Raw genomic sequence first — 12922 nt, forward strand, 5'->3', positions numbered from 1 at the left:
TTCAAGAGGAACCACAACTCTAAATAACAATCGTCGATGATCGATAGATTGACTATCCGATTCATGGGTGATACATGGCCTCTGGCCAGCGAAAATCTGCAAGTTGCACTTTATCGGAGCGCTATTCTTGCGCCTAGACTTCCACAATGGACCTTGATTCCCGTACGGCACGGTGGGCGCTTTCCGTGCTCCCGCCCGGCACCGAGATCCACACCGTCGGCGCATTGGGCGGCGGCTGGTCCTCGTTGATCCGCACCCTGCACACCAGCCGGGGTGACTACGTGCTGCGCAGCATGACCCGCCCGGAGCTCGCCGACCGCGCCGCGGAGATGCTGACCAGGGAGACCCGGGCGCTCCGGATGCTGGAGTCCACCGGCATCCCGGCGCCCCGGGTGCTCGGCACCGACCCGTCCGCCGCGTGCTGCGCGTGGCCGTCCCTGCTGATGACCCGGCTACCCGGCCGGGTGGTGATCGCCGCCGACTCCTCCGCCGCCGACTCCTCCGCCGCCGACTCCTCCGCCGGCGACTCCTCCGCCGGCGCCTGGGCGTCCGCCCCGGCCCGCCGGCGGGCGTCCGCCCTGGCCCGCCAGCTTGCCGAGATCCATCGCTTCCGGCCGCCGACCCCGTTCCCGGAGTACGTCGCGTGGTCCTGGCCCGGCGAGATCACCCATCCGGTGAACACCACCCGCCCGGACCTGTGGAGGCTGGCCGAGGCGCTGATCACCCGAACCCCGCCGCCGTACCACCCCCTCTTCCTGCACCGTGACTTCCACCCCGGCAACGTCCTGTTCGACGACTCCGGCGCGATCACCGGCGTCATCGACTGGACCGAGACGTCCCGGGGCCCGGCGGACCTGGACGTCGCCCACTGCGCCACCATGCTGGCCCTGCTCCACGGCGACCCGCTGGCCGACTTCTTCGTCGAGGCGTACCGGGAGTCCGGCGGCCGCCTGGCGCCGGACCGCCCGAGCCACCTCTACTGGCGCCTGCTCGACGCGCTCTCCTTCGCCCCGTCCGCCGCCAACGCCGCCGGCCCATGGCGCGCACTGGGCCGCACCGACCTGACCGACGCCGTCCTCACCACCGCCCTGGAACGCCACCTCACCCACCTGCTCACCACCCTCGCCTGACCTCCCGCGCCCCGGTCTCCCGCGCCCCGGTCTCCCACGCCCCGGTCTCCCACGCCCCGGTCTCCCGCGGTTCGCACTTCGTGGCTGATGGTCACGGGTGTCTCGGCCGTCTCGAGGGACCTCTGTGCGCCAGCCGCCTGCCGGTGGCTGGTCGTCCGGGGTGCCTCAAGGCCCTTGAGGCACCCCGGAGCGCCAGCCGACGCCACGGTGCCTCGCGGTGGTCGGCGCGCTCCAGGGCCCCGCCGCGCTGCACGGTCCCGCTCTCGCGCCGCCTGCTCTCGCGCCGCCCGGCCTGACGTCGCCCGGCCCGGCCCTATCCGGCCCGGCCCCATCCGGCCTCCGCGTGGTCCTTGGCGGGAACCCGTTGGTATGTGGCATTCCTGCCACTGTCGGGCGCCAGCCGTGGCTTCTAGCGTGTAAGGATCCGATAACGAAGGGAAACATGGTGTACGCGCAATTCATCCTCTTCGACGGCTTCGATCCGCTCGATGTGATCGCGCCCTATGAAGTCCTCACCGCCGGTGCGGCCCTCGCCGGGGTCACGGCCGACGTCCGGTTCGTCTCCGCCGAAGGGCCCCGCCGGGTGGCCGGTGGCGTTCCCGGGATCGCCCTCGACGCCGTCGCCCCGCTCGACCCGGAGCTGCCCGGGTACGTCGTCGTCCCGGGTGCCGCCGGCCCGCTGGACGACATCCCGGTACTGCTGGGGCGGCTCGGCGGGACGCCGCTTCCCGGGCTGGTCGCGAAGGCCCTCGCCGACCCCGGCGTCACGGTGGCCACCGTCTGCGGCGGGTCGCTCGCGCTCGCCATGGCCGGTCTCCTCGACGGCCGTCATGTCACCACCCACCATGGCGGACTCGGCGCGCTGGCCGCCACCGGAGCGATCGCGGTCGACGCCCGGGTCGTCGACGACGGCGACCTGATCAGCGGTGCGGGCGTCACCTCGGGCCTGGACCTCGGCCTGCACCTGGTCGACCGCGCCTTCGGCTCGCGCGTCGCCCACGCCGTCGAGCAGCTCTTCCAGCACGAGCGCCGCGGCACCGTCTGGCGCGCCTCCGGCCGGACGCCAGTGCCCGCCTGATCAGCCGCTCCCGCAGGCCTTGTCCGGGGGCGCTACCGGGAATGATCGTCGATGGGGTGCTCGGTAGTCTGTGGCGCATCATGGCCCGCCCGCACACCTGGTCACTTCCGGCCCTGCTGGTGCCGGCCCAACTCGTACTCTGGCCGGCCCTCGGCCGCACCCCCGCCCGGCCCGTTCAGGTGGTCGCCTTCGTCGCGGTCTGCCTGGCCGTCGGGGTGGCGCTGGCCTTCCGCCGGACCCGCCCGGTACCCGCCCTGGTCGCCGTCTGCGCGGGGATCGGGCTCGCCGGGTGGGTGGCCCCCGCGGAGCAGCAGTGGTTCCTCCCCGGGGACGCCCCGGTGGTGATCGCGCTGGCGGACATGATCGCGCTCTACAGTGTCGCGGTCCGGTGTGAGCGCCGGACACTGCTGTGGGCCTGCGCGGGCGTGGTCACGTTCCAGATGGTCGTCAGCGTCACGCAGGGTGGCGACGAGCTGCTCCTCGACGTGTTCGGTGACGCGGTAACGTACGCGTTCGTGGCGGCGCTCGGCCGGATCCGGCGGCGCTGGAACCGGGCGCGGGCCGACGCCGCGCGCCGTCTCGCGATGGCGGAAAGGGCCCGGGTGGAGGCGGAGACGACCGAGCGGAACCGGCTCGCCCGGGAACTGCACGACGTCACGGCACACCATCTGACCTCGATCGTGGTGAACGCGCAGGCCGCTGACTTCCTCGCCGAGCAGCGGCCGGACCTGCGTGGGGAGGCGCTCGCGTTCGCGTCGCTGACCGGACGGGAGACGCTCGGCGCGCTGCACCGGCTGGTCGAGATCCTGCCCGAGGGCGGCCCGGGGGAGAGTGAGCCGACGCTGACCGAGCTGGCCGCGTCGTTCCGGGCGCTCGGGCAGCGGATCACGCTCCGGCTGCCGGACGGGGAGCCACCGGCCGCGATCGCCACCGCCATGCACGGCATCGCGCGTGAGGCGCTTACCAACACCCTGCGTTATGCGCCCGGCGGTTCGGTCACGCTTCTCTTCACGTACGGCGGGGAGCGCGCCTTCGGCGGGGAGTACGCCGGAACGCACGACGGGGAGCGCGCCTTCGACGGGGAGTACGCCGAACTGATCATCGAGGATGACGGGCGATCGGGGGAGTCCGCCGGGGCGGCCGGGCTCGGGGGTGGGCGCGGGCTCGCCGGGATGCGGGAGCGGGCGGCGGCGCTCGGCGGCACGCTCGAGGCCGGGCCGCGGGGCGACGGCTGGCGGGTGTGTGCGCGAGTCCCGGCGGCTCCGGACGTACCCGGGAAAGGGGCCGGATCCCGCAGTGAGGGTGTGGTGGACGCGGTGCTGGCGGCAGCGACGCTGATCGTGCCGTTGACCGGGCTGGCGGCGGAGGCGGACGAAGGGCTGGAACCGGCGGTGTCGGTGCTGGTGCTGCTGGCGCTGGTGGCCCACGCGCTGCCGCTGCTGTGGCGGCGTACCCGTCCGTGGCCGGCGTTCGCGGCGGTCGCGGTGACCGGCTGGCTGGGTCCGCTGCTGGTCGCGACGGTGCTTCCGGTGGGGCTCTCCTGGCTGTTCCTGTTCGGTACCGGCGCGGAGCTGGCGGCGGTCTACGCGGTCGCGGCGTGGAGCCGGCGGCAGGAGCGGGCCTGGATCGCGCTGGTGCTCGGGATGCTCTCGCCGGTGCTGGCCTTCGCGGTGCCGGCGGCGATGCAGCCGATCGCCGGAATGACCGGTCCGCCCTCGAAGGTGCTGCTCACGGCGGTGTACGCGATCTTCGGCGTGATGCTGGCGAGCGTGCCGACGACGCTCGCCTGGCTGGCCGGGCACGCGAGCCGGCGGCGGCGGGACGCGCGCCGGGACCGGGAGGAGGGCGGCGTGGCGTCGGCCACCGCGCAGGCCGAGGCCCGGGCGCGGGGTGAGCGGGCGCGGATGGCGGCCGACCTGCGGCAGGCGGTGCTGCGGCACGCGGCCGAGGTACCGGCGGCGGCCGAGCGCGGCGATCTGGAGGGGGTGCTCGGCGCGGCGCGGGAGTCGCTGACCGCGATGCGCGCCATGCTCGACGGCCTGCGCCCGCCGGGGCCGGCGTCCGCGGTGGCGCGGCCGGAGAGCGAGGGGGTGTCGTCATCGTCCGGGTGATCATCGTGGATGACCAGATCATGGTACGGGCGGGGCTGGCCGCGATCGTGGGCGCACAACCCGGCCTGGAGGTGGCCGGCGAGGCCGGGGACGGCGCGGCGGGCCTGGAGCTCGCGGCGCGGGTCCGGCCGGACGTGGTGCTGATGGACGTCCGGATGCCGGGTGTCGACGGGCTCACCGCCACCGCCCGGCTGACCGCCGGGCCGGACGCGCCGCGCGTACTGGTGCTGACCACTTTCCATCAGGACGAGTACGTCTTCGAGGCGCTGCGGGCGGGTGCCTCCGGGTTCCTGCTGAAGGACTCCGATCCCGCTGAGCTGGTGGCGGCGATCCGCACCGTGGCGGCGGGCGAGGCGATGCTGAGCCCGGCGGTGACCCGGCGGCTGATCGACGCGTTCGCCAGCGGGCGGCTGAGCGCGCCGCCGGAGGCCGATCGGCGGCTGGCCACGCTGACGCCGCGCGAGCGGGACGTGCTGGTCGAGGTGGCTCGCGGGCGCTCGAACGCGGAGATCGGCGAGGCGCTGGGCATCGCCACCGGCACGGTGAAGGTGCACGTCAACGCGCTGCTGCCGAAGCTCGGCGCCCGCGACCGGGTGCAGGCCACGATCGTCGCGTACGACCTGGGACTGGTCCGGCCAGCCCGGTGACAGGGGCCGATCGTCTACTTGCGACGGGGCTCGGATGATCAATGTCTGCCGCGATGGTTGAGAGGACAACCTCCGCACGGGGGGTCCCCTCCGGCATGGACGTCCGTAGATTCCGTGGCGCCGGTTGCCTGAGGGGGAGCGCACATGATCGAGCTGTCCGATGTCATTCGTGAGTTGCGATCGGAACTCCAGGAGGCGTCGGCGGAGGCGCCGCAGGAGGGCCTCCGGTTCGAGCTCGGCCCCATCGAGCTGGAGGTGACGGTCGCGCTCGTCCGGGAGGGCGGCGCCTCCGCGAAGGTCAAGTTCTATGTGGTGGAGCTCGGCGCGGACGGCAAGCTCGCGCAGACGTCCACCCAGCGGATCAAGCTCACCCTGAAGCCCCGGCAGACCGGATCGGAAGGGCCTCCCCTCGTCTCCGGTACGGCCGTCCACGGCGAGGACTGACCGTGCCCGGTGTGCCGCGCCATCCGGACTGGAGGCTGGTGGCGCAGATCAAGGTCATCCGTGATGGCGACGAGAGACGGGGGTCGGGCTACCGGATCAGCAACGATCTCGTCGTCACGGCGGCGCACAACCTCGCCGGTGCCCGCTCGGTCGAGGTCCGGTTCTACCAGGGTCCGCACGTCCGCGAGGCCCACCCGGCGGTGGAGGTGTGGAGCGACCCCCGGCTGGACGTCGATCTCGCGCTGCTGCGGATTCCCCGGGCGGACGGCGAGCCGTACCGCACCGGGTTCGCCCGTCTGCCGTCCGACGTGGTCACCGTCGAGTGCCAGGTGCTGGGGTTTCCGCGGTTCAAGCTCCGGGCGGAGGGCGAGCGGTCGTTCCGGGACATGGCGGCCTTCCCCGCGATGATCCACACCGCGGCCAATACCGCCAGCGGCAGCTTCGAGGTGACCGGCTTCGTGCCGCCGGCGGCGGCGACGCGGAACGCGGACGACCCCTGGGAGAGCATGTCGGGTGCGGCCGTCTTCGCGGACGGCCGGATCGTCGGCCTGATCACCCGGCACTACGGCGACGAGGGCGCCGGCCGGCTCTACGGCATCCCGGTCCCGGGTTGGTACGCCACCGGCCCGGAGCGGCTTCCGGCCCTCCGCGAGCTGATCGGCCTTCCGGAGCGGATCGGCGCGCTGCCCGTCGCGGCGGCCGCCGATCGTCCGGCCCGTCCCCGCGGAGCGGGGACCGTGGTGACCCATCCGGCCCGGATGCGGCATGCCGACCGCCTGCTCACCGGCGAGCGACTGCGGTACGTGCCACCCGCGCCCGGGTCACCCGCGGCGCCCGGTGCCATCCTGGAGCGGTTGAGCCGTCCTGACTGCCGCGGTCTGCTGCTGGTCGGGGCCCCCGCCACCGGCAAGACCCGGACCTGCCTCGAGGTCGCCGACCTGGCCGACCGGCAGGACTGGCTGGTCCTGCACGCCCGCACCGATGGCGACATCCAGATCGCCGACCTCGAACGGGTCCTCGCCGACGACCCGCCGGGCGCCCGCATCCTGGTGGTGCTCGACAAGGCGGCCGCGATGCCCTCGGCCCGTCTCCAGGAGCTGGCGTACTGGGCCGACGACCGCGCGTCGGCCGGCCCGGACGACGACGGCGGTCAGATCCGGTTTCTCTTCACCAGCAGGCCGCAGGCGGTACGCGAGTTGCACCGGGCGGACGCCGCTCGGTTGATCTCCCGGGAGGTGACGCTCGACTGGCGGGACCGGCGCCAGCACGATCAGGTGATCGAGGCGGTGCTGGACGCGGTGGCGCCGACCGCGGTCCAGGTCAACGGGCGGGCGCGGTTGCGTGAGTACTGTGGCGAAGATCCGCTGATGGCCCAGCTGCTGGCCCGGAACGCCGAGGAACTGGCCGAGCGGAACAGAACCGTCGACGTCGCGGAGGGGCTCCGCCTGACACTGCGCGGCTTCCTGATCGCCCGGTTGGAGCGGGACCGGCTGCTCCCCGGCGAGGATGCCCTCCCCGGCATCGCGGCCGCGCTCACCGCCACCCCGGCGACCACCGCTGACCTGTCCGGCACGGTCCGGCACGCCACCGGCGAGAACGCCGAGACGATCATCCGCCGGTTGCGCCGGCTCGGCTGGCTGCGCGGCGACGACGGTGAGCTGGTCGCGTTCCACGACGCGGTGGTCGACGAGATCCTCGAGGCCTGCCTCTTCCCCGGCGAAGACGGCACGCTCGACTCGGCGGCGCTGCACGGTCTGCTCGACGCGCACCTGGCCGGCGCGGGGCCGCTCGGCCTCCAGCACGGCGTCCAGCATGTGCACCGCCTCTACGAGTCGGCCGACGAGGAGCAGCGACGGGAGATCGGCGAGGAGGCCCGGCGCTGGCTGGCGGCGAATGCCGTACCGCTCGGCGGCATGCTGACGACCACGCACCACGCCGCGGGACTACTGATCACGCTCCTGCAGACCGGCCCCTGGCACGACGCCGTCGTGGAACAGTGGACCACCCTGACCGGGGCCTGGTTCCGGAGCGGCGGTAACCCGCTGCTGGTGCTGCTGCGCGGGACCGCTCCCGGGTACGCCGGCCCGGTGATCGGCACGGCGCTGACGCTGCTGGAGCGGCGGGACGGAGGCTGGGCCAAGGTTCTGGTGGCGTTGCTGAAACGCACCGATCTCACCCCGGCGGAGGCCGGGCGCGCGACGGTGGCCGCCCGGGCCGTTCTCGGCGACCGGATCCATCCCCGGGAGCGGACCACGGTGCTGGAGGCGCTGATCCGCCGCTCCGACCTGGACGGCGTCACCCTCGCGCGCACGGTCGCCGCCGCCCTCGACCACGCGCGCCGTAACCGGAAGTGGCCGCAGACCGGTTTCCTTCTGGACGCGCTGGCCGGCCGGGCCGGTCTGTCCACGGCCGATGGTGACGCCGCGGTCGCCGAGGCGCTCGCCTGGCTGGCGGCGAACGACGGCCAGGCGAGCCGGACGGTCCCGGTCACCATGCTCTTCACCCGGCTGCTCGACCGGCGGGAACTGCCCGAGCAGCACCGGACCGTGCTCGGGCAGCGGCTCGCGGTCTGGATCGAGGGCAACGGCGAGCGGTCGGTGGCGTCGTTCATCCTGCAGCGCTGGCTCGCCGCGCAGCCGGCGGACGGGCCGGAGGTGGCGGCCGTGCTGGCGGCCGCGGTGCGCTGGGTGCTGCTCCACCGCTATCTGCCGCGGGCCATGTACCTGCTGATCGACGCGCTGCAGCGCCGCGAGCTCACCCCCGGGCAGGCCGGTGACCTGGCCGGCGCCGGCCTCGACTGGCTGGCCGCCCGCAGGCCGGGCGATGCGGCGGGGGCGAACTCGGACCGGGTGCTGCGCGCGCTGCTGTCGCGTCACGACCTCGGCGCGGACCTCACCGCCACCGTCGTGGCGCGGTCGATCGCGTGGCTGGAGCGTTTCCACCGCACGGTGCCCGCCGGGTACGTGCTCCAGGCGGTCCTCGTCCGGTCCGATCTGTCCGCGCCCGACACGGAGCTCGCCCTCGGCTGGGCGGATACCTGGCTCGCCCTGCGCCCGGACCACCCCGCCGCACGGTACGTGCTGCTCGGGAAGCTGGAGCGGATCCGGTCCGGCGGCGGGTCCGCCGAGGCCGTGGTCGCGGAGCTGCTCGGGCGGGCCCAGCCCGCCGAGGTCTCGACCGGCCATGTCCTGCGTACCCTGCTGGAGCCGGGCCTGCGACTGCCCGCGCCGGTGCGGGCGGAGGTACGGGAGATCGCCCTGGCCTGGATCGACCGGTATACCGACCGGCTGATCGCCGCCGACGTCCTCACCGGCCTGCTCGGGTCGCCGCTGGAGCCGCAGGTTCGTGGCGAGGTCCTCCGGCGCACCCTGCTGTGGTTGGCCGCGTACCGGACCGAGCACGTCGCCGGCGGTGTCCTCTCCGCGATCAAGCCCGGTCAGCTCGACGGCACCGCGGAGGAGTACGAGCGGTACGCGTTCGCCTGGCTGGAACGACACGGCGGCACCGTGCACGCGATCCGGGTCGTCGAGGTGCTGGCCCAGATCCTGCCGCCGCGCAGCCCGCAGGTGGCGACGCTGCTCACCCTCACCACGGACTGGCTGACCCGTCATCCGGAGGGCGGCGCGGTCATGTTCGCCTTCAAGCAGCTGCTGCTCCGCGAGGACCTGCCCGCCGCGTCGGTTCCCGCGTTCGCGGCCGCGGTGCTGGATCGGCTGCGCGCCCGCCCGGAGCAGCTCTGGGTCGAACCGGAGCTCCTCGGGTCGGTGCTGCAGAAGCTGCTCATCCTCTGCCGGATCGGGAAGCTGTCGATCGGCCCGGAGGTCCGGGCCTTCGCCCTGGACCGGCTGCCGATCTTCGTACGCCGTGCCGACGCCGCCTACGTGCTGAGCGAGCTGCTCCGCAACCGATGCGGTCCGGAGGTCGTGAACCGGGCCCGCGAGTACGCCGACGACTGGCTGCTCCGGTACGACCGGCACGAGGTCGCCTACCTCGTCCACGAGCAGTTGCTCAAGAGCCTGCACCTGCCGGAGGCGGACGCTCCCGCCCATCTCGGCGCGGCCCTGCGCTGGCTGGACCTCCACCACCGGGCGCCGATGGCGAACCTCGTGCTTCAGCCGCTGATCGCCCGGCCCGACCTGCACACCGATGTGACCGCGACCGTCGTCGACCAGGCCCTGGCCTGGCTGGAGTCCCATCCGGCATCGCCCCGCGCCGGGTACCTCCTGCGCGAGATCCTCGGACGGCGCAACCTGCGACAGGCGCAGGTCGCCCGTACCGTCGAACACGCGCTGAGCTGGCTGGAGCGGCGGCTGCGACCCGGGCACCGGCCCACCCGCCCGAATCAGCGGCGGCGCGCCGCGCCCAGCGCCAAGCCCACCGAGCAGTGGCTGTTGCGGAACGTCCTGCGCGCCAAGTCGCTCACCGCCGAACAGCGGAGTCTCGCCGAGAAGCTCGCGGTGGCCTGGCTGCGCGACGCCGGAGGCGACGCGGACACCGCGATCGTGCTCCAGGACCTGTTCCAGCAGGCGCCGCGGAACTCGCCCTCGGTACCGGAGGCTCTCGCCCACACCCGGAGCTGGATCACCCGGTATCCCGACAGCGAGCACGCACCGAAGGTCCTGCGGTCCCTGCTGCTCCGTCAGGACCTGAGCACGGAGGAACTGCGGCCCGGGGTCGAGGACGCGTACCGCTGGCTGCGGCGGCACGGATCGGAAGTGCCCGCGTCGACCCTGCTGCGGGCACTTCCCGGGAATCCCGGCATCACCGCGGAGGAACGACAGCGGGCGCTCGCCGCGATCGAGGCCTGGCTCGCCGCGAACCCCGACGACCCGGACGTACCGGTGCTGCTCGGCGCGGTGCTGAGCAGCGCACGGGTCGGGGCGGCGCTCCGCGCGGAGTACGCGGGCCTTCTCCTGACGTGGCTCGGGACGGAGCCCCGGATCTCGTCGTTCGAGGCCAACGCCGCGGTCCAGGGGCTGCTCGGCTGGGAGGACCTCGGCCCGGCGGATCTGCGGGCCACCCTGGACGCGGCCTCCGCCTGGTTGCGGCGCTGGCCCCGGCCGGCGGTCACCGCGGCCTTCGTCTGGCATGCGATCCTCTGCCGTACCGACCTCGGCGCCTCGGCGGCACCGCTGATCACCGAGGCACTGGACTGGTGCCGGCGGTTCCGCAGCGACCTGAACGCGAGCCGGGCCCTGGTCACCCTGCTGCACCGGCCGGAGCTGGCCGGCGCCGAACTCGGGCAGGCCGCCGATCTCGGGCTGCGCTGGCTGAGCGCGTTCGGCGGCCGAGGCCGGGCCGTGTTCCTCCTGTACGCGCTGCTGTGCCGGGACGACCTTCCCGAGGAGGCCGCCGGGCCTGCCGTCCGGATCGCCCGGGAATGGCTCGGCGCACACCACCCGGACCTCGCCGCGGAGATCCCGGAACCACCGGCCGGCCGCCGCATGATCACCGAGACCCTCGGTGGGCTCATCGACCCACCACGGGCGATCCTCAACTGATCGATCACGGCGGCGGTGTCGTCGGCAGGTGGATGGTGAACGTGGTGCCCGGGCCGGTGGTGTCGGTGAGGGCGATCGTGCCGTGGTGGCGTTCGACGATCGTACGGATGATGACCAGGCCCAGGCCGGTGCCGGGGATGCGCCGGTCCACCGCGGTCGACGCGCGGTAGAAGCGCCGGAACAGGTACGGGCGTTCGGCGGCCGGGATGCCGATGCCCGTGTCCGAGACGGTCCAGACGATCCGGCCCGCCGAGCGTTCCGCGTCGACCGTGATCACGCCGCCGGCCGGGGTGTACTTGATCGCGTTGGAGAGCAGGTTGTCGGCGACCTGGCGGATCCGGTCCGGGTCGGCGTGCAACGGCAGGCTCTCCGGCACCCGGAGCGTGATGGTCAGCTGCTTCTCCCGGGCGGCCGGGGTGAGCGCCGACGCCGCCTCCCGGATGATCACGGCGAGGTCGGTGCCGGTGGGCAGCAGCGTGATGTGGCCGGACTCCAGGCGGGCCAGGTCGAGCAGGTCGTCGGCGATCACCCCGAGCCGCTGGGCGCTGCGCAGGATGACCTGCAGCTGCTCCCGGTGCTCGTCGGGGCTGAGCGTGTCCAGGTCCTCGACGAGCAGACCGGCCGCGCCGGTGATCACCGAGAGCGGGTTGCGGACCTCGTGGGTGACCAGGGCCAGGAACTCGTCCTTGGTACGGGCCAGCTCCACCGTGAGCTCCTCGGCCCGGCGTCGCTCCAGGTAGACGCCGACCTGCGCCGCGATCCCGCCGAGCAGGGCGGTGACCGTCTCCTCGGGGTCCTCGACGCGGTCGCCGTACACGCAGAGCGCGCCGAGCGTGTGACCGGCACTGATCACCGGTACCCCGATCGCCACGTGCAGTCCGGCGTGCGCGGCGGCCCGGCTGCGGAAGCTGCGCGTGTCGGCGGCCAGGTCGGGGATCCACCCGGCGGCCGCCTGCTGGTAGACCCGCCCGGGCAGCCCGACGCCGGGGTCCAGCTCGTCGAGCGTGAAGGATTCCAGACCGCGCAGTCCGGGAACGGTGTGCCGGGCCGCGCAGGTGATCGTCCCGCGCTCGTCGTCGGCCAGCCACAGCTCGCTGACCTGCCACCCCATCCGCTCGCCGAGCGCCTCGACCACCCGGGCGGCTGCCTCGGCGCTGGACGCCGCCTCGGCCAGCCCTCGCGAGACGGCGGCCTCGGCGGCGGCGAAACGGCTGACCCGCTGTGCCGTGGTGACGTCCTGCGCGAACGCGTGGAAGACCGTGCCACCCGGCTCCTCGGTGACGGTGAGGGTCAGCTCGACCGGGAACTCGTGGCCGTCCCGGTGCACCGCGACCAGCTGGACCGGGTGCCCGAGCATGGCGCTGGGCTCGCCCGCCGCGAGCCGGGCGAGCCCGGCCCGGTGGCTGGCCCGCAGGTTCAGCGGAACCACCAGCTCGGCGAGGTCCTCGCCGCACGCCTCGTCGCCCGGGAAGCCGAAGACGCGTTCGGCGGCGGGGTTCCAGGCGATCACCCGGCCCGCGGCGTTGATCGCGACGTAGGCGAACCGGGCCACGGCGAGAACCTGCTCCGGGTCACGCAGGACCTGAAGGCCGCAGCTGACCCGCTTCCGTGGCTGCATGGTTCTCCCATATCCGTCGTATCGGTCATTCTCCCACTCGGTGCCGTGGTGAGTGGGTCGGTAGGATCAACCGCTTTCACGGAACGGGGAGGTTCTTCGTGGCGAAGCGACGTGCCGACCGGCAATCCTGGCTCATCCTGATCGCCGGGCTCTTCATGACGACGATCGGTGCCGCCTGGCTGTTGTCCGGCTCCGACGACTGCGGCGGCTCCGCGATGAGCGCCGGCGACACCTGCGAGACCTACACGAACGGGGAGCTGACCGGCACCACGGATGCGGCCGGTCAGCGCGCCGCCCACCCGGTAAAGGGGGGGGCGCGGGGTTCGGGAGATCGGCGGGGTGGGGAAGAGTGTTTAGCGGGACGTGTTGATGTCGGTGGTGGGGGGGTGAGTA

Annotated in this window: 8 protein-coding genes; 7 read left to right on the forward strand and 1 reads right to left on the reverse strand. The window is 73.5% G+C overall.

All coding sequences use genetic code 11. From position 1 onward, the window contains the following. Positions 1-146: 146 nt before the first annotated feature. From AB0M08_RS20210 to AB0M08_RS20235, 6 genes are all read left to right on the forward strand, one after another. Positions 147-1130 carry an aminoglycoside phosphotransferase family protein gene (locus tag AB0M08_RS20210; protein ID WP_364495151.1) on the forward strand — a complete coding sequence of 328 codons (984 nt, stop codon included), beginning with the start codon at positions 147-149 and terminating at the stop codon, positions 1128-1130. Positions 1131-1572: 442 nt separating this feature from the next. Then, complete coding sequence (locus tag AB0M08_RS20215) at positions 1573-2208, forward strand: DJ-1/PfpI family protein (protein WP_364495154.1); 636 nt, start codon at positions 1573-1575, stop codon at positions 2206-2208. A 56-nt stretch (positions 2209-2264) separates the two neighbouring features. Next, the gene (locus AB0M08_RS20220) at positions 2265-4319 is read left to right on the forward strand and encodes a histidine kinase (RefSeq protein WP_364495156.1); all 2055 of its coding nucleotides are present in this window, start codon (positions 2265-2267) and stop codon (positions 4317-4319) included. Between the two features lie 20 nt (positions 4320-4339). Then, on the forward strand, positions 4340-4966 hold the full coding sequence (locus tag AB0M08_RS20225; RefSeq protein ID WP_364495188.1) for a response regulator transcription factor: 627 nt from the start codon (positions 4340-4342) through the stop codon (positions 4964-4966). 144 nt (positions 4967-5110) lie between these two features. Then, on the forward strand, positions 5111-5410 hold the full coding sequence (locus AB0M08_RS20230; protein ID WP_364495159.1) for a trypco2 family protein: 300 nt from the start codon (positions 5111-5113) through the stop codon (positions 5408-5410). A 2-nt stretch (positions 5411-5412) separates the two neighbouring features. Beyond that, positions 5413-10911, forward strand: coding sequence for a serine protease (locus AB0M08_RS20235; RefSeq protein WP_364495161.1), 5499 nt, complete (start codon positions 5413-5415; stop codon positions 10909-10911). 4 nt (positions 10912-10915) lie between these two features. On the opposite strand, the gene AB0M08_RS20240 is transcribed toward AB0M08_RS20235, so the two are convergent. Further along, complete coding sequence (locus AB0M08_RS20240) at positions 10916-12529, reverse strand: ATP-binding protein (RefSeq protein ID WP_364495164.1); 1614 nt, start codon at positions 12527-12529, stop codon at positions 10916-10918. Between the two features lie 98 nt (positions 12530-12627). On the opposite strand from AB0M08_RS20240, the gene AB0M08_RS20245 reads away from it, so the two are divergent. Continuing rightward, on the forward strand, positions 12628-12922 hold a 295-nt coding region (locus tag AB0M08_RS20245; protein ID WP_364495166.1), incomplete at its 3' end, for a hypothetical protein.

This window comes from Actinoplanes sp. NPDC051851, from assembly GCF_040681165.1.
Lineage (GTDB): Bacteria > Actinomycetota > Actinomycetes > Mycobacteriales > Micromonosporaceae > Actinoplanes.

What these genes read in the sequence shown, in the direction of transcription:
- AB0M08_RS20225 (WP_364495188.1), top strand. Translation starts at nt 4,340, where the DNA reads ATGGTACGGGCGGGGCTGGCCGCGATCGTGGGCGCACAACCCGGCCTG.
- AB0M08_RS20210 (WP_364495151.1), top strand. Translation starts at nt 147, where the DNA reads ATGGACCTTGATTCCCGTACGGCACGGTGGGCGCTTTCCGTGCTCCCG.
- AB0M08_RS20240 (WP_364495164.1), bottom strand. Translation starts at nt 12,529, where the DNA reads ATGCAGCCACGGAAGCGGGTCAGCTGCGGCCTTCAGGTCCTGCGTGAC.
- AB0M08_RS20230 (WP_364495159.1), top strand. Translation starts at nt 5,111, where the DNA reads ATGATCGAGCTGTCCGATGTCATTCGTGAGTTGCGATCGGAACTCCAG.
- AB0M08_RS20215 (WP_364495154.1), top strand. Translation starts at nt 1,573, where the DNA reads ATGGTGTACGCGCAATTCATCCTCTTCGACGGCTTCGATCCGCTCGAT.